Below are 15,419 nucleotides of genomic sequence, written 5' to 3'. Positions count from 1 at the left end.
GTACGGACCCCCGGCCCACGTGTCGCCGCCGTCCCTGCGGTGGCAGAGTGGAACGGGGCGGCGCCGCCGCCCCCACAGCTCGGGGCAGCCCGGACGGAGCGCCCCGTCGTGCGCCCGACCCGGAGGCTGGGACCAGTGGACGACCTCCCGGTGGACTCGTCGGCCACGCCCGCAGGCCCGCCCGCGGAGCCGGCCGAGCCTGGCCTGCGCCGGCTGCTGGCCGGCCTGACGGCGGTGCGCGACGGAGACTTCGGCACCCGGCTCGCGGCCGACCAGCCCGGCTTGCTCGGCGAGATCGCCACCGTCTTCAACGGCATGGCCGAGCAGCTCTCCCGGGTGACCTCCGAGGTGACCCGGGTGGCCCGGGAGGTGGGTACCGACGGGCGGCTCGGCGGGCAGGCGCAGGTGCCCGGGGTGGCCGGCACGTGGCAGGACCTCACCGACTCCGTCAACGCGATGGCGGGGAACCTGACCTGGCAGGTGCGGAACATCGCCCAGGTCACCACGGCGGTGGCCCGCGGCGACCTCACCCAGAAGATCGAGGTGGACGCGCGCGGCGAGATCCTGGAGCTCAAGAACACCGTCAACACGATGGTCGACCAGCTCTCCGCCTTCGCGGACGAGGGGACCCGGGTGGCCCGGGAGGTGGGCACCGACGGGCGGCTCGGCGGGCAGGCGCAGGTGCCCGGGGTGGCCGGCACCTGGCGGGACCTCACCGACTCGGTGAACTTCATGGCCGGCAACCTCACCAGCCAGGTCCGGGCGATCGCCCAGGTCGCCACCGCGGTCGCCGGCGGCGACCTCACCCAGAAGATCCGGGTGGACGCGCGCGGCGAGATCCTGGAGCTGAAGGAGACCATCAACACGATGGTCGACCAGCTCTCCGCCTTCGCGGACGAGGTCACCCGGGTCGCGCGCGAGGTCGGCACGGCCGGCAACCTCGGCGGGCAGGCCACCGTCCGGGGCGTCTCGGGCACCTGGAAGGACCTCACCGACAACGTCAATGTGATGGCCTCCAACCTCACCGGGCAGGTCCGCTCGATGTCCGAGGTGGCGACGGCGGTCGCACGCGGCGACCTCTCGCGCCGGATCACCGTCGAGGCCGAGGGCGAGGTGGCCGCGCTCGCCGACGCGATCAACACCATGGTGGACACCCTGTCGGCGTTCGCCGACGAGGTGACCCGGGTCGCCCGCGAGGTCGGCACCGAGGGCATCCTCGGCGGCCAGGCGCTCGTCCCGAACGTCGCCGGCACCTGGAAGGACCTCACCGAGAACGTCAACTCGATGGCGAACAACCTCACCAACCAGGTCCGCAACATCGCCCAGGTGACCACCGCCGTCGCCCAGGGCGATCTCACGCTCAAGATCGACGTGGACGCGCGCGGCGAGATCCTGGAGCTGAAGACCACCATCAACACCATGGTCGACCAGCTCTCCTCGTTCGCCGCCGAGGTGACCCGGGTGGCCCGGGAGGTCGGCAGCGAGGGCCGGCTGGGCGGCCAGGCCGAGGTCGAGGGCGTCTCCGGCACCTGGAAGCGGCTCACCGAGAACGTCAACGGGCTGGCCGGCAACCTCACCCGGCAGGTCCGCGCGATCGCCGAGGTGACCAGCGCCGTCGCCGCCGGGGACCTCACCCGGTCGATCACCGTCGACGCCTCCGGCGAGGTCGCCGACCTCAAGGACAACATCAATGCGATGGTCGGCTCGCTGCGCGAGACCACCCGCGCCAACCAGGAACAGGACTGGCTGAAGACCAACCTCGCCCGGTTCTCCGGCGCCGTCCAGGGCCGGCGGGAGATCCGGGCCGTCGCCGACATGATCACCGACGAGCTGACGCCGCTGGTCGGTGCCCAGTTCGGTGCGTTCTACCTCGCCGAGGAGACCCCCTCCGGCACCGAGCTCGTCCTGGTCAGCTGCTACGGCCGTCCGGACGGCGAGGGGCCGCAACGGCTGCGGCTCGGCGAGTCCCTGGTCGGCCAGGCCGCCCGCAGCCGCCGCACCGTCACCGTCGACGACCTGCCGCCCGGCTACGCCACCCTCGCCTCCGGGGCCGGCCGGGCGGACGCCCGCGCACTGGTGATCCTGCCGATCGCCCTGGAGGAATGGCTTATCGGCGTGCTGGAGTTCGCCTCCGTCCACCCGTTCAGCCAGATCCACCGGGACTTCCTGGACCAGTTCGCCGAGTCCTGCGGCGTCAACATCGGCACCCTGCTGGCCAACGCGCGTACCGACGAACTGCTCGGCGAGTCCCAGCGGCTCACCGCCGAACTCCAGGCCCGGTCCGAGGAGTTGCAGGATGGCCAGCAGGAGCTGCGGCGCTCCAACGCCGAACTGGAGGAGAAGGCAGCCCTGTTGGCCGAGCGCAACCGCGACATCGAGGCCAAGAACCTGGAGATCGAACAGGCCCGGCAGGAGCTGGAGGAGCGGGCCCGCCAGCTCAGCCTCACCTCGATGTACAAGTCCGAGTTCCTGGCCAACATGAGCCACGAGCTGCGCACCCCGCTCAACAGCCTGCTGATCCTCGCCCAGTTGCTCGCTCAGAACCCCTCCGGCAACCTGACGCCCAAGCAGGTCGAGTACGCGGGCGTCATCCATTCGGCCGGCTCCGACCTGCTCCAGCTCATCAACGACATCCTCGACCTCTCCAAGGTCGAGGCCGGGAAGATGGAGCTCAGCCCCGAACCCTTCGCCGTGCGCGAGCTGTTGGAGTACGTCGAGTCCGCGTTCAAGCCGCTGGCCGACCAGAAGGAGCTGGCCTTCGGGGTCACCGTCGACCCGGCCCTGCCCGCCGAACTGGTCACCGACCAGGCCAGGTTGCGCCAGGTGCTGCGCAACCTGCTGTCCAATGCGCTCAAGTTCACCGACAGCGGGCGGGTCGAGCTGAGGATCGAGCGCGTCTCCGGCGCCGGCCTCCCGGACGAACTCGGCCGGACCGGTGCGGCGGTGGCGTTCCAGGTCGAGGACACCGGCATCGGCATCGACCCCGCCCACCTGGACACCGTCTTCGGCGCCTTCCAGCAGGCCGACGGCACCACCAGCCGCCGCTACGGCGGCACCGGCCTCGGGCTGTCGATCAGCCGCGAGCTGGCCCGGCTGCTCGGCGGCACCATCACCGTCCGGTCCAGCCCCGGCGCGGGCAGCTGCTTCAGCCTCTACCTGCCGCTCGGTACCGGGGAGCGGGAACCGGACCTCGCAGCCGTCCCGCCGCCGGCCCCGGCCGAGCCGAGCGTGCTGGTGGTCGAGGCCGGACCGCCCGGGCTGCTCACCGTGCTCGCCGGGAACGCGGCGGCCGCGCTCGGCGACCGGACACCCCCGGCCCGGGTCCGCACCGCGGGTGACCAGGCCGGACTGTGGGCCGCGCTCGACCAAGGCCCGTACCAGTGCGTCGTCCTCGACCTGGCGCTGCCCGCCGACCTCCTCCGGGCGGCCGTCACCGCTCTGGACGGGCGGGTCGGCGAGGCGCCCGTCCTCGGCTACCGGGGCGACGGGCCGGCCGGGCCGGGCCCCGGCGGGATCGAGACCGTCACCGGCCTGGACGAGCTGCGCGAACGGATCATCGCCTGCCTGGGCGGGCGGCCCGCCGCGCCGCCGGACCGCGCACAGGCCGCCGGCGAACCGCTCGCCGGGCGTACCGCCCTGATCGTGGACGACGACGTACGCAACGTGTTCGCGCTCACCGCCGCCCTGGAACAGCGCGGTGTGACCGTCCTGTACGCCGCCGACGGCCGGGCCGGGCTCGACCAGCTCCGCGCCCACCCCGAGACCGACGTGGTCCTGATGGACGTGATGATGCCCGGGCTCGACGGCTACGCCGCGATCGGCGAGATCCGGGCCGACCGGCGGCACGCCCGGATCCCGGTGATCGCCGTCACCGCGAAGGCGATGCCCGGCGACCGGGCGAAGAGCCTGGCCGCCGGTGCTGACGACCACATCACCAAACCCGTCGACACCGACCGCCTGCTCGACCGGATGCGGCACTGGCTGGACGTGTCATGACCGCCGGGCGCGGCGCCGGGGAGAGTGGTGCCGGGGCCGTCGCGCAGGAGCTCGCCGCCACCGTCCGCCGGCTCCGGCAGGACGCCGACCGGGCGCGCGCCGGGGAACGGGACCGGGCCGCGGTGGACGTCGCCACCGGGATCCTCGCCGAACGGCTGCGGTGCACGCCCGCCGAGGCCGCCACCCGCCTCGCCCGGCTGGCCCGCGAGGCCGGGCAGCCCGTCGCCGTGCTCGCCGCCGACCTCGCGGGATCGCCCGAGCCGGCGAGGCCGGGCCACTCCGGCGAGCTCGGTGACTCCGGCGAGCTCGGTGACTCCGGTGAACCACCCGGCGAGTTCGGCCGACCACCCGGCGAGTCCGACGAGGCCGCCGAATCCGCGGTGCCCGCCTCCGTACACGTCACCCCCGCCCTGGCCGCCGTCCCCGACCTGCAACGGGCGGCCGAGGCCGTGCTCGACCAGACCGCCCGACCGCTCGGCGCCCGTGCCGTCGTGCTCTGGCAGCGCCTGCCCGGCGGAGCGCTCGCCCTGGCCGCGCACGCCGGCCTGACCGCCGCCGAGGCGCAGGCCTGGAGCCGCGTGCCGCCCGGTGTGGACACCCCCGCCCAGCACGTCGTGCACACCGGGCGCGAGCTCTGGCCCACCGGTCAGGGCCCCTCGGCCGGCTCGGTCGGCGGGCCCGCGGCCGGCCGCGCCGTCCTTCCGCTGCTCGACGGCGGCCGGTGCCGAGGCGCCCTCGAACTGCTCTGGCCCGGGCCCGCCCCCGCCCTCACCCAGAGCCTGCGCCGCCAGCTGTACGCCCTCGCCGACCTCTGTGCCACCCTGCTCGACGGCACCGACCCGCCCGGCCCGGCCGCGTCCGACCCGGCCGACGCGCTGCTCGACGGCCTGCTCACCCCCGCGTTGCTGCTGCAACCGCTGCTCCGCGACGGCCGGTTGGCCGACTTCCGGATCGCCCGGACCAACGCGCGGTTCCGCGACCCGCTCGGCCGGCCCCGGGCCGCACTGGAGGGCGCCTCCCTGCTGGAGACCTACCCGGATGCCTGCGCCGCCGGCCTCTACGACCGGCTCGCCGACGCCCACACCACCGGTGAGCCCCGGCCCGGCGAGCGCCTGCACCTGGTCTTCCGCCGCGGCGAAGCCCCGCTGCCCGCCACCGTCCGGCTCGCCGTCGCCCCGTTGGGCGGACGGCTGCTGGTCAGCTGGCAGCTCACCGCCGAACGGAACGGCGAGGGCGAGCAGGCCGGACTGCTGCGCCAGGCCCAACGGCTCGCCCGGGTCTGCGGGTTCGAGGAGTCGACCGCGACCGGCCGGATCCTCTGGAACGACGGCCTCGCCGAACTCTACGGGCTGGCGCCCGAGGCCCCGCCCGTCCCGCTTTCCCGGCTCGCCGACCACGCCCACCCGGACGACGCGCCCGTCGTCCGCCGACTGCTGGACACCGTCCAGCGGCGCCACCGCACCTCCTTCGCGGTCTTCCGGATGGTCCGGCCCGACGGCTCCCAGCGCTACACCCGGATCGTCGCCGAACCCGTTCTCGACGACGCGGGCCGGCTGACCGCGGTCCGCGGCGCCTACCACGACGTCTCCTCCCAGCACTGGACCGAGGTCGCGCTCGGCGCCACGCGGGAGCGGCTCGCCGACACCGAACAGGAGGCCGCCGAGCGCGAACAGCTCGCCCTCCGGCTCCAGCAGGCGATCCTGCCGCCCGAGCCGCCGCCGCTCGGCACCACCGGGCTGCGCGCCGCCGTCCGCTACCGTCCGGCGGCCCAGCACGACCGGGTCGGCGGCGACTGGTACGACGTCCTGCTGCTGCCCGACCGGAGGGTGCTGCTCGCCGTCGGCGACGTGGCCGGCCACGGCGTCGGCGCGGCCACCGGCATGGTCGCGCTCCGGCACGCACTGCGCGGCCTCGCCGTCACCGGCGCCGGCCCCGGCCGGCTGCTCGGCTGGGCCAACACCGTCGCCCTGCGCGAACCCGGCGAGGTCACCGCCACCGCCGTCTGTGTGCTCTTCGACCCGGTCACCGGCGCACTGCGCTGGGCCAGGGCCGGCCACCTGCCGCCGATCCGGCTCGGCGCGGCCGGGGCGGAGGTGCTGCCGCTGCCGCACGGCGTCCTGCTGGGGGCGCTGGAGGGGGCGGAGTACGAGGAACGCACCGGGCGGCTGGAGCCCGGCGACGTCCTGCTGCTCTACACCGATGGTCTGGTGGAGCGGCGCGACCGCCCGGTCGAGGACTCGGTGGACGAGCTGATCCACGCCGCCGGCGCCCCCGGCGACGACCTGGAGCAGTACCTCGACCGGCTGCTGGAGTTCAGCCCGGCCGACACCGAGGACGACACCTGCCTGATCGCCGTCCGGCCCGAGTGACCTCGCCGCGGCGGGGGGGATGACAACCGTCACCGGTAAGGCGGGCCCTGACACACTGCCGGGCGTGGCGGCAGGGGCTCTACGGTATGGGGCATGACGAAGAACATCGAGCAGGGCAACGACCGGACCGACCTCCACGTGAGCATCATCGGAGGCCACCGGTTGGCCGGAGAGAGCTTCCACGAGCGGACGGTGACCGCCTCGCTGATCGGCGGCGCCGACATCGACCTGACCGACGTGGACCTCCCGGACGGCGCCGAGCTGCGGATCACCAAGCTGAGCCTGATAGGCGGTGTGCGCCTCACCGTCCGGCCGAACGTGCGCGTGGTGGTGGGCGGTGTGCGCCTGGGCGGGGTGAGCGACGACGGGCCGACCGAGCCCGGCGGCCCGACCGTCCGGGTGGACGCCTGGGGCCTGCTCGGCGGGGTGCGGGTCCAGCGGGCGTAGCGCCGGACTCCTGCTCTGGCGGTGGGCGGTGAGTGTGGGCGTGGTCGCGGGCCCGGCGTCACGGCTGGGCCGCCGCTCCCGCCGCTCCCGCCGCTCCCGCCGCCGCCCGCAGGACGTCGAGGAATGCGGCGGTGGCCGGTGGCACCAACTGGCCGCGGCGGGTGGCGGTCTGCACCAGGCGGACGGGCGTGTCCTCGGGGTGCAGGGCGACCAGGGCGACGTCGGGCCGTGCGGCGCGGGCGGCCAGCGACGGGATGAGGGTGGGCCCCAGCCCGGCGGCGACCAGGCCCAACTTGGCCGTCCAGCCCGCCACCACGTACTCGACGCGGGGCCGGAAGCCGCTGCGCAGGCCGGCGGCGAGCAGGGTGGACTCGACGTTGCGGCTGCCGGCGATCCAGTGTTCCTCGGCCAGTTCGGCGAGCCGCAGGCGGCTGCGGCCGGCCAGCGGGTGGTCGCGGGGGAGCGCCACCAGGACCAGGTCCTCGACCAGCGGACGGAGGTCGAACGCCTCGGCGTCGTAAGGCTGTTCGGGAGGGCCGACGACCACCGCGAGGTCGGTGTCACCCTCCCGCAGCCGGTCGAGCAGGGCGGCCGAGAGCCCCTCGGTGAGCGAGATCGAGACCTGGGGGTGGGCGGCCCGGAAGGCCGCCAGCGCTCCCGGCACCAGGGCGGCGTTGGCGCTGTCGAAGGCGCCGACCCGCAGTCGGCCGAGGTTCAGCCCGGTCAGGGCGGCCAGTTCGCGCCGGGTGCCGTCGAGGCGGTCGAGCAGCGCCTCCGCGTGCGGCAGCAGCGTGCGTCCGTGCTCGGTGAGCCGGACGCCGCGCGCCAGTCGGTCGAACAGGACGACGCCGAACTCGGCTTCCAGTGTGGAGATCTGACGGGATATCGCCGACTGGGTGAACCCGAGCCGCTCGCCGGCGGCGGTGAACGAGCCCAGGCGGGCGGCGGTGCGGAAGACTTCGAGCCAGGCCATGTCCATTCCGCATGACTACCATGCGAGACATTCGCTTGTCGCCTGTCTCCGTCCTCCCTAGCGTGGAGGCCATGGAAAAGATCGCATTTCTCGGACTCGGCCGGATGGGCCTGCCGATGGCCCGTCGACTCGCTGCCGCAGGGCACCCGTTGACGGTGTGGAACCGCAGCCCCGTCAAGGCCGAGGGGCTCGACGCGGCGGCGACGCCCGCCGGGGCCGTCCAGGGCGCCGGGCTCGTCATCACCATGCTGGCCGACCCCGCGGCGGTCGAGTCGGTGGCCGGGCGGTTCGCCGCGGAGCTGGCGCCCGGCACGCTCTGGATCGACATGTCGTCCATCGGCCCGGATGCCACGGCCGCTCTGCGCGGCCGACTGCCCGACGGGGTGGCCCTGGTGGACGCGCCCGTGCTGGGCAGCGTCGGCCCGGCGGCCTCCGGCGGGCTGACCGTGCTGGCGGGCGGCCGGACCGAGGACCTCGACCGCGCGCAGCCGGTGCTCGACACCTTCGGCACGGTGGTGCGCTGCGGGGGCCCCGGTGCGGGCGCCGCCCTCAAGCTCGTCGTGATCAGCGCCATGGTCGGGGCGGTCGCGGTGGTCGGCGAGGCGCTCGCGCTGGCCGACTCGCTGGGCCTGCCGGAGGAGCTCGCCCTCGGCGCGCTCTCCCGGGGGCCGCTGGGCGGCGCGGTGGCGCGTGCCCGCAGCGTGGACTCCGACTTTCCGGTCCGGCTGGCGGCCAAGGACCTCGCCCTGGCCGGCGGCGGCCCCGTCCTCACCGCCGTCCGGGACGTCCTGCTCGCCCACCCGGACGTCGCCGAGCAGGACCTCTCCCGGGTGGTCGACGCGATCCGGCGGTAGCCGGGGCCGGCCCGGACCCCCGTGCCGGGCCGGCCCCGTCTCCGGTCGGCCCGGCACGGGGGTGCGGGCCGACCGGTGTCTGTCAGGCCGCCCAGCGGGAGACGGTGAACCCCGAACCTGCGCGCCGCACTTCGGCGCCCCCCGAGCCGCCGAGGTGTGCCGGGATCACCAACTCCCGGTTGTCCGCGGCCCGTCCGAGGACACGCAGCCGACTGGCGGCGGCCTGCTCCTGGTCCTCGCAGAAGCAGCTGTTGCAGGAGGGGTGCAGGAACTGCACCGGGCTGTGCAGCAAGTCGCCGACGAACACCGCCCGTTCGCCGCGCGAAGCGAGCCGCAGCACCGACGAGCCGGGGGTGTGGCCGGGGGCTGCCTCCAGGGTGAGCGCGTCGTCGATCCGGTGGGTGCCCTCCCACAGCACCGCCTGGCCGGCCTGCTGGACCGGCAGGATGCTGTCGGCGAACATCAGGTGCCGGTCGTCCTGCGGATCGGTGACGGCGGCGAGGCCGGCGTGGTCGGCGGCCGGCATGAGGTAGACGGCGTTGGGGAAGGCGGGCACCCACGTGCCGTCCTGGTCGACGGTGTTCCAGCCGACGTGGTCGGCGTGCAGGTGGGTGTTGACCACCACGTCGACCTCCTCCGGCCGTACGCCCGCGGCCGTGAGCCGGCCGGGGAAGTCGCCCTGCCGCTGGTGGAACTGCGGCGAGTTCGGGCGCTCGCGTCCGTTGCCCACGCCCGTGTCCACCAGGACGGTCCGGCCCCCGTGGCGGATGACCCAGGTCTGCAGCGTTCCGACGTAGCTGTCGGTGGACGGCTCCCAGTGGTCGGGTGCCAGCCAGTGCTCGTTCTCCTTCCAGGTGGCCACGGCCACTTCGGGCACGATGGCAGGCGCCGGTGCGAACGGCCCCTGCCACTCGACCACCCTGATGATCTCGGCGTCGCCGAGCACGATCCGCTCCATGGTGTCTCTCCCCGCGAGGTCCTGCGGCGGCGTTCTCGCCTCCGCTGATCCGAGCCTAGGGAGCAGTGGGTGAGCCGCTCAATGCTTGAAATACTCACTTGAATACGGGGTCGGCTCATCGCTGCGGCTCATGACTGTGCCGCCCGGACTACCATGGGCCCCATGGACGTGGTCAGTGACGCGATTGCCGCCGTGCGGATCGGAGAGCCGTCCTCCAACCGGCTGCGGGTGGCGGGCCGGTGGTGCACGAGGATCCCCGGCTACGACGGGGCCGGGTTTCACGTCGTGCTGGAGGGCGGCTGCTGGCTGCTGCCGGACGGCGGCGCGCCGGTGAGCCTCGGCTCGGGGGACGCGGTGCTGCTGCCGCACGGGACGGGCCATGTGATCGCGAGTGCGCCGTTGGAGCCGGCGGAGGCCGCGCGGGCGGTGTCCATCGACCGTCTGCTCGGCCCGGGCCGCCCGGTCCCGCCCGCCGTCCCGCCTGCCGGTACCGCCGAACAGGGTGCTCCCGTCGCGGAGTTGCTCTGTGGCAAGTACCGGCTGGACCACAGTCGCACGCACCCGCTGATGCGGGAGCTGCCGGACGTCGTCCACCTGCCGAACCGGGTCGGCAGCCACCCCCAACTGCGCTCTGCCGTGGACCTGTTGGGCGGCGAGCTGGCCGCCGACCGGGCCGGCGCGGCGCTGGCCGTGCCCAGCCTGATCGACCTGCTGCTGGTGTACATGGTGCGGGCCTGGCTGACGCGGGAGCCCGGAGCCGACCCGTCGGCGTCGCAGGGGGCCGGGCCCGTGGCCGGCGGGCGCTGGCCCGCGGCGCTGGGCGACCCGGTGGTGGCCGCCGCGCTGCGGGCCGTGCACGAGGACCCGGCCCGGGCCTGGAGCACCGACGACCTCGCCGCCGAGGCCGGTGTCTCGCGCGCCACGCTCGCCCGGCGCTTCACCGCGCTGGTCGGCCGACCGCCGATGGCCTACCTCGCCTGGTGGCGGATGACCCGTGCCGCCACCCTGCTCCGGCAGACCGACGATCCGCTGGACGCGATCGCCCGCCGGGTCGGCTACAGCACGCCGTACGCCCTCTCGCACGCGTTCAGTCGCCTCTTCGGCACCACACCGGGCCGCTACCGCGCCCGCGTCGCGGGTGAGTCCGCCGCCGACTGAGGCGGATGGGGCAGATGTTTCCCACTCTCTGCTCAAACTCTTGAACGCAAGATCCGTCTTGGCCTGTCCTTGTCAAGAGAATGTGGAGAGCGTGCAAAGGAGTCGTGATACTCCGGGCCTGCTCCGACCCTCTCAGGTCCGTACCAGGTCACGGCGGTCGGGGGTGCCGATTCGTCCGTTCTGTCATGCCCTGCCAGATTGGTACTCGGAGGTTCCTCCAAGTTTCAATCGCGGGTAGGTGTTCATGAAGATAACGAAAAGCCCTCGACTGGCCCCGCCTTGGATTTACTTATTGACGTCATGCCGCGGTGGCGGATTAACTCCTCCCACCCCGCCGCAGCGTTGCGGCACCGTCAGGGAGGCACCCCCCCACATGAACGCAATGACGCGCCGCCTCGTCATCGGCACCGCTGCGGTCTCGATGGCCCTGTCCATGGCCGCCTGCGGCAAGGCCGGCGGCGACAAGAAGGACAGTGCGAGCTCCGGTGACACCAAGTCCATCGGCCTGCTGCTTCCGGAGAACGCCTCCTCCACGCGCTACGAGTCCTTCGACCGGCCCTTCATCGAGGCCAAGGTCAAGTCCCTCTGCCCGGACTGCAAGGTCGAGTACAGCAACGCCGAGGGCAGCGCGGCCAAGCAGAAGCAGCAGTTCGACACCCTGATCACCCAGGGTGTGAAGGTGATCATCCTGGACGCCTTCGACGCCAAGTCCACCCAGTCCTGGGTGAAGGAGGCCGCCGACAAGGGCGTCAAGGTCGTCGCCTACGACCGCCTGGCCACCGGCCCGGTCTCGGCCTACGTCTCGTTCGACAACGAGAAGGTCGGCGAACTCCAGGGCCAGGCCCTGCTGGACGCGCTCGGCGCCAAGGCCGCCGACTCCAACATCGTCATGATCAACGGTGACGAGGCCGACCCGAACGCCGCCAAGTTCAAGGAGGGTGCGCACAAGGCCCTCGACGGCAAGGTCAAGAAGGTCGTCTACGAGCAGTCCGGTGAGTGGAAGCCCACCGTGGCCGGCCAGAAGATCGGCGCCGCCATCACCCAGTTCGGCAAGGACGGCTTCCAGGCCGTCTACTCCGCCAACGACGGCATGGCCGGCGCCATCGTCACCCAGCTGAAGTCCGCCGGCATCAGCGTGCCGGTCGGCGGCCAGGACGCTGGCCTCGACGCGGTCCAGCGGATCGTCGCGGGCGACCAGGCATACACCATCTACAAGGCGTACAAGCCGCTCGCCGACAGCGCCGCCGAACTCGCCGTCAACCTGCTGCAGGGCAAGGACGTCAAGGCCGTCGCGTCCGCCAGCGTGGACAGCGACACCGACAAGGGCATCCCGGCCAAGCTGCTGGAGCCCAAGGTCGTCACCAAGGCGAACATCAACGACACCGTCATCGCCGACGGCCTCTACAAGGCCGCGGACATCTGCACCGCCGACTTCGCCGCCGCCTGCACCGCCGCCGGCATCAAGTAACGCGCCCGCCAGGCGCAGTGGCCACGGCGCTCCCCGTCCCACCCGGGGAGCGCCGGCCCTCCGACCTGCGCGAACCCCACCCCACCCCACGCACTACCCCGCAGGAGATGGTTCACGTGACAGGCGCACCCGTACTGGCGCTGCGCGAGGTCTCCAAGCGCTTCGGCGCCGTCCAGGCACTCACCGACGTCGACCTCGACGTCCACGCCGGCGAAGTCGTCGCGCTGGTCGGCGACAACGGCGCCGGCAAGTCCACGCTGGTCAAGACGATCGCCGGCGTCCACCCGATCGACGAGGGCGAGATCAGCTGGGAGGGCCGCGCCGTGCGCATCGGCCGCCCCCAGGACGCCCAGGCGCTCGGCGTCGCCACCGTCTACCAGGACCTCGCGCTCTGCGACAACCTCGACGTCGTCGCCAACCTCTTCCTCGGCCGTGAACTGCGCCGCTACGGCACGCTGGACGAGGTCGCCATGGAACGGCGCGCCAAGGAGCTGCTGGACACCCTCTCGATCCGGATCCCCAGTGTGCGGATCCCGATCGCCGCGCTCTCCGGCGGCCAGCGCCAGGTCGTCGCCATCGCCCGGGCCCTGGTCGGCGACCCCAAGATCGTCATCCTGGACGAGCCGACCGCCGCCCTCGGCGTCGAGCAGACCGCGCAGGTCCTCGACCTGGTCGAGCGGCTGCGCGAACGCGGCCTCGGCGTCATCCTGATCAGCCACAACATGGCGGACGTCAAGGCGGTCGCCGACACCGTCGCCGTCCTGCGCCTGGGCCGCAACAACGGGGTCTTCCCGGTGGCCGGGACCTCGCACGAGGAGATCATCTCCGCCATCACCGGCGCCACCGACAACGCCGTCACCCGGCGCCAGGCACGCATCGCGGAGGAAGCGAAGTGAGCACCAGCCAGACCACCCCCACCCCGGCCGCGGGAACCCCCGCCACACCGGCGACCGACCCCCGGCTGCTGGTCCGCCAGGGCGGCGTCGCCGGCTACCTGGAGGAGTTCCGCCGCAAGATCAAGAGCGGTGATCTCGGCTCGCTGCCGGTCGTCATCGGCCTGGTCCTGATCGCCGTCATCTTCCAGAGCGTCACCGGCCACTTCCTGCAGGCCGACAACCTGACCAACATCACCAAGTGGATCGCCGGGCCCGGCCTGATCGCGGTCGGCGTGGTGTTCGTCCTGCTGCTCGGCGAGATCGACCTCTCGCTCGGCTCCATCGCCGGCGTCTGCGCCGCCGTCACCTCCGTCCTGGCGGTACGGGAAGGCCTCAACGAGGGCCTGGCGATCCTGCTGGCCCTCGCCACCGCGGTGGCCATGGGCGCCCTGCACGGCTTCTTCTTCGCCAAGATCGGCGTGCCCGCCTTCGTCGTCACCCTGGCCGGCATGCTCGCCTGGAGCGGCCTGCAGGACTACGTGCTGGGCAAGCTCGGCACCGTCAACAACATCAACGACGGCGTCGTCGCCAACCTCGACACCTACTTCATCGGCGACGGCGACATCGTCTACGCCTGGCTGCTCGCGATCCTCGCCATCGGCATCTTCCTCGCCGGGCAACTGCTGGACGCCCGCCGCCGCACCGCCGCCGGCCTGCCCGGGCGCAGCACCAGCGAGATCGGACTGCGCACCGGCGCCCTCGCCGTGCTCGCCCTGGCCGGCGCCTACATGCTCAACCAGGACCGCGGCCTGCCGCTGCCGCTGGTCATCCTGCTGGGCGTGGTCGTGCTGACCGACTTCGTGCTGCGCCGCACCTCCTACGGCCGGCAGATCTTCGCCGTCGGCGGTGGCATCGAGGCCGCCCGCCGGGCGGGCATCAACGTGGCCCGGGTCCGCATCTCGGTGTTCATGATCTCCGCCGGGCTGGCCGGCCTCGGCGGCCTGTTCATCGCCTCCCAGCAGGGCTCCGCCGACAAGACGCTCGGCAGCGGGAACGTCCTGATGAGCGCGATCGCGGCGGCCGTCATCGGCGGCACCAGCCTCTTCGGCGGTCGCGGCAAGACCTGGTCGGCGCTGCTCGGCATCCTGGTCATCCAGTCGATCACCACCGGCCTGGACATGGTCCACGCCGCACAGGCGATCCAGTACATGATCACCGGTGCCGTCCTGCTCGCCGCCGTGGTGCTCGACTCGGTCTCGCGCCGCACCCAGAAGTCCTCCGGCCGCGGCTGACCCGCACTCCCTCGAACGGCCCGGTACCCACCCCCACGGGTACCGGGCCTCTTCCCTTTTCGGATTCCCTTCGGATTCCCTTGCGGGGGAGCAGCGGTTCTGTCGGTCCGCACGGCCGGCGGTTGTGCGACCTCACCGTCGGGACGTTGGTCCCGGCCGCACGGGCCTTTCGCACCGCTTGTCTTGGGGGCCCGGCTGGGCACGCTGGAAGGAGCACACCGCTGCCGGCCCGGGCAGGCCGGCGGTGCCGCAGCCGGAGAGTGAGGAAGTACCCCGTCCATGTCCGACGAGATCGTGTACCGCCTGGTGGACGCCTTCTTCACCCACTGTGAGCACTGCCACGAGCCGCGTGACCCGAACTGCCATCCGCGGGCGCACTGGCGCCTCTACCTGGACCTCGACCGCGAGACCGTCGAGCGGATCCGCCAGTGGGCCAAGGACCCCGCCACCGCGCCGGGCACACCGGCCGAGCGGACCGTCCTGCTGAGCTGGCTCGACGCCCAGGAGGCGTGAGCGACCCACCCGGCCTGGCGGTCCCGCCCTGCGTCGGACCGGTCCACCGGGTGGGAACTCCTCGGCCCCGCCAGGCTCCACCCAGTCGGCGGGCGCCGCACGGTGCACCGCGGGCGAGGCCGCGCGCCACCCGCAGGGCGGCGGCGACCGCCCTGCCCCGCCCGGCACGCCCGTACGGGGTCAGCGCCACGGAGGTGGTGGGCTCCGTCTCCGCGGCGGCCGTCGAGAGCGCGCTCGCCGACGGCCGCGCCAAGCCGGACACCCCGCTGGGCCTGGCCGGCGGCCTGCTGGCCTCGCCCCTGCCGACCGTCGGCGTCGGCCAGCCCCTCTCGTCCGCTCGGGAGGCGGTCGGCCCCGGCCACGAGGCTGCGCTGGTCCTGCCGGACGGCCGGGCCGTCGCCCTCGTGCACCGGACGGAACTCGGCGGCTGACCCCGGGCGGCACCCGGCGCCACCCGCAGCCGGCGCGACCCGCAGCCGGCCGGCGCGATGCACGGCGGCCGGCCCGGGTGGTGTC

12 protein-coding genes are annotated in these 15,419 nt (G+C 73.5%); 10 read left to right on the top strand and 2 right to left on the bottom strand.

Features of this window, described 5'->3' with window-relative positions; genetic code table 11:
• Nucleotides 1-135: 135 nt before the first annotated feature.
• The 3 genes from ACZ6NC_RS08870 to ACZ6NC_RS08860 all read left to right on the top strand — a co-directional run bounded on the left by ACZ6NC_RS08870 (nt 136) and on the right by ACZ6NC_RS08860 (nt 6,812).
• Nucleotides 136-3,996 (top strand): HAMP domain-containing protein, encoded by a 3,861-nt coding sequence (locus tag ACZ6NC_RS08870; RefSeq protein ID WP_465730451.1) that lies wholly within the window; start codon nt 136-138, stop codon nt 3,994-3,996.
• On the top strand, nt 3,993-6,365 hold the full coding sequence (locus tag ACZ6NC_RS08865) for a SpoIIE family protein phosphatase (RefSeq protein ID WP_465730449.1): 2,373 nt from the start codon (nt 3,993-3,995) through the stop codon (nt 6,363-6,365). The genes ACZ6NC_RS08870 and ACZ6NC_RS08865 overlap by 4 nt, the downstream gene beginning before the upstream one ends.
• Nucleotides 6,366-6,458: 93 nt before the next feature.
• Complete coding sequence (locus tag ACZ6NC_RS08860) at nt 6,459-6,812, top strand: hypothetical protein (RefSeq protein WP_465730447.1); 354 nt, start codon at nt 6,459-6,461, stop codon at nt 6,810-6,812.
• 58 nt (nt 6,813-6,870) lie between these two features.
• Here the strand turns inward: ACZ6NC_RS08860 and ACZ6NC_RS08855 are convergent, their stop codons facing one another.
• Nucleotides 6,871-7,785 carry a LysR family transcriptional regulator gene (locus ACZ6NC_RS08855; RefSeq protein ID WP_465730445.1) on the bottom strand — a complete coding sequence of 305 codons (915 nt, stop codon included), beginning with the start codon at nt 7,783-7,785 and terminating at the stop codon, nt 6,871-6,873.
• A 71-nt stretch (nt 7,786-7,856) separates the two neighbouring features.
• Between ACZ6NC_RS08855 and ACZ6NC_RS08850 the strand changes: the two genes are divergently transcribed.
• Nucleotides 7,857-8,639 (top strand): NAD(P)-dependent oxidoreductase, encoded by a 783-nt coding sequence (locus tag ACZ6NC_RS08850; protein ID WP_465730443.1) that lies wholly within the window; start codon nt 7,857-7,859, stop codon nt 8,637-8,639.
• Nucleotides 8,640-8,721: 82 nt separating this feature from the next.
• Here the strand turns inward: ACZ6NC_RS08850 and ACZ6NC_RS08845 are convergent, their stop codons facing one another.
• A complete protein-coding gene (locus ACZ6NC_RS08845) occupies nt 8,722-9,597 on the bottom strand; it encodes an MBL fold metallo-hydrolase (protein WP_465730441.1) in 876 nt (291 codons plus the stop codon).
• Between the two features lie 162 nt (nt 9,598-9,759).
• Here ACZ6NC_RS08845 and ACZ6NC_RS08840 point away from each other — a divergent pair, with 162 nt between their 5' ends.
• The 6 genes from ACZ6NC_RS08840 to ACZ6NC_RS08815 all read left to right on the top strand — a co-directional run bounded on the left by ACZ6NC_RS08840 (nt 9,760) and on the right by ACZ6NC_RS08815 (nt 15,334).
• The gene (locus tag ACZ6NC_RS08840) at nt 9,760-10,755 is read left to right on the top strand and encodes an AraC family transcriptional regulator (RefSeq protein WP_465730439.1); all 996 of its coding nucleotides are present in this window, start codon (nt 9,760-9,762) and stop codon (nt 10,753-10,755) included.
• Nucleotides 10,756-11,128: 373 nt separating this feature from the next.
• Nucleotides 11,129-12,223: a sugar ABC transporter substrate-binding protein gene (locus tag ACZ6NC_RS08835; RefSeq protein ID WP_465730437.1), complete on the top strand. Its 1,095-nt coding sequence runs from the start codon at nt 11,129-11,131 to the stop codon at nt 12,221-12,223.
• 107 nt (nt 12,224-12,330) lie between these two features.
• Nucleotides 12,331-13,119, top strand: coding sequence for an ATP-binding cassette domain-containing protein (locus ACZ6NC_RS08830; protein ID WP_465730435.1), 789 nt, complete (start codon nt 12,331-12,333; stop codon nt 13,117-13,119).
• Nucleotides 13,116-14,390: a sugar ABC transporter permease gene (locus ACZ6NC_RS08825; protein WP_465730433.1), complete on the top strand. Its 1,275-nt coding sequence runs from the start codon at nt 13,116-13,118 to the stop codon at nt 14,388-14,390. The genes ACZ6NC_RS08830 and ACZ6NC_RS08825 overlap by 4 nt, the downstream gene beginning before the upstream one ends.
• Nucleotides 14,391-14,669: 279 nt before the next feature.
• The gene (locus tag ACZ6NC_RS08820; protein ID WP_465730431.1) at nt 14,670-14,903 is read left to right on the top strand and encodes a hypothetical protein; all 234 of its coding nucleotides are present in this window, start codon (nt 14,670-14,672) and stop codon (nt 14,901-14,903) included.
• Nucleotides 14,904-15,100: 197 nt separating this feature from the next.
• Nucleotides 15,101-15,334: a hypothetical protein gene (locus ACZ6NC_RS08815; protein ID WP_465730429.1), complete on the top strand. Its 234-nt coding sequence runs from the start codon at nt 15,101-15,103 to the stop codon at nt 15,332-15,334.
• Nucleotides 15,335-15,419: the final 85 nt, after the last annotated feature.

The organism is Kitasatospora sp. NPDC041988 (genome assembly GCF_055588525.1).
The sequence above is the reverse complement of the archived record's forward strand: the minus strand, read 5'-3'. Positions and strand labels throughout refer to the sequence as shown.

Excerpts from the sequence above, each read along its gene's own strand:
- ACZ6NC_RS08865 (WP_465730449.1), top strand. The coding sequence starts at position 3,993 with ATGACCGCCGGGCGCGGCGCCGGGGAGAGTGGTGCCGGGGCCGTCGCG.
- ACZ6NC_RS08860 (WP_465730447.1), top strand. The coding sequence starts at position 6,459 with ATGACGAAGAACATCGAGCAGGGCAACGACCGGACCGACCTCCACGTG.
- ACZ6NC_RS08855 (WP_465730445.1), bottom strand. The coding sequence starts at position 7,785 with ATGGCCTGGCTCGAAGTCTTCCGCACCGCCGCCCGCCTGGGCTCGTTC.
- ACZ6NC_RS08850 (WP_465730443.1), top strand. The coding sequence starts at position 7,857 with ATGGAAAAGATCGCATTTCTCGGACTCGGCCGGATGGGCCTGCCGATG.
- ACZ6NC_RS08845 (WP_465730441.1), bottom strand. The coding sequence starts at position 9,597 with ATGGAGCGGATCGTGCTCGGCGACGCCGAGATCATCAGGGTGGTCGAG.
- ACZ6NC_RS08840 (WP_465730439.1), top strand. The coding sequence starts at position 9,760 with ATGGACGTGGTCAGTGACGCGATTGCCGCCGTGCGGATCGGAGAGCCG.
- ACZ6NC_RS08835 (WP_465730437.1), top strand. The coding sequence starts at position 11,129 with ATGAACGCAATGACGCGCCGCCTCGTCATCGGCACCGCTGCGGTCTCG.
- ACZ6NC_RS08830 (WP_465730435.1), top strand. The coding sequence starts at position 12,331 with ATGGTTCACGTGACAGGCGCACCCGTACTGGCGCTGCGCGAGGTCTCC.
- ACZ6NC_RS08820 (WP_465730431.1), top strand. The coding sequence starts at position 14,670 with ATGTCCGACGAGATCGTGTACCGCCTGGTGGACGCCTTCTTCACCCAC.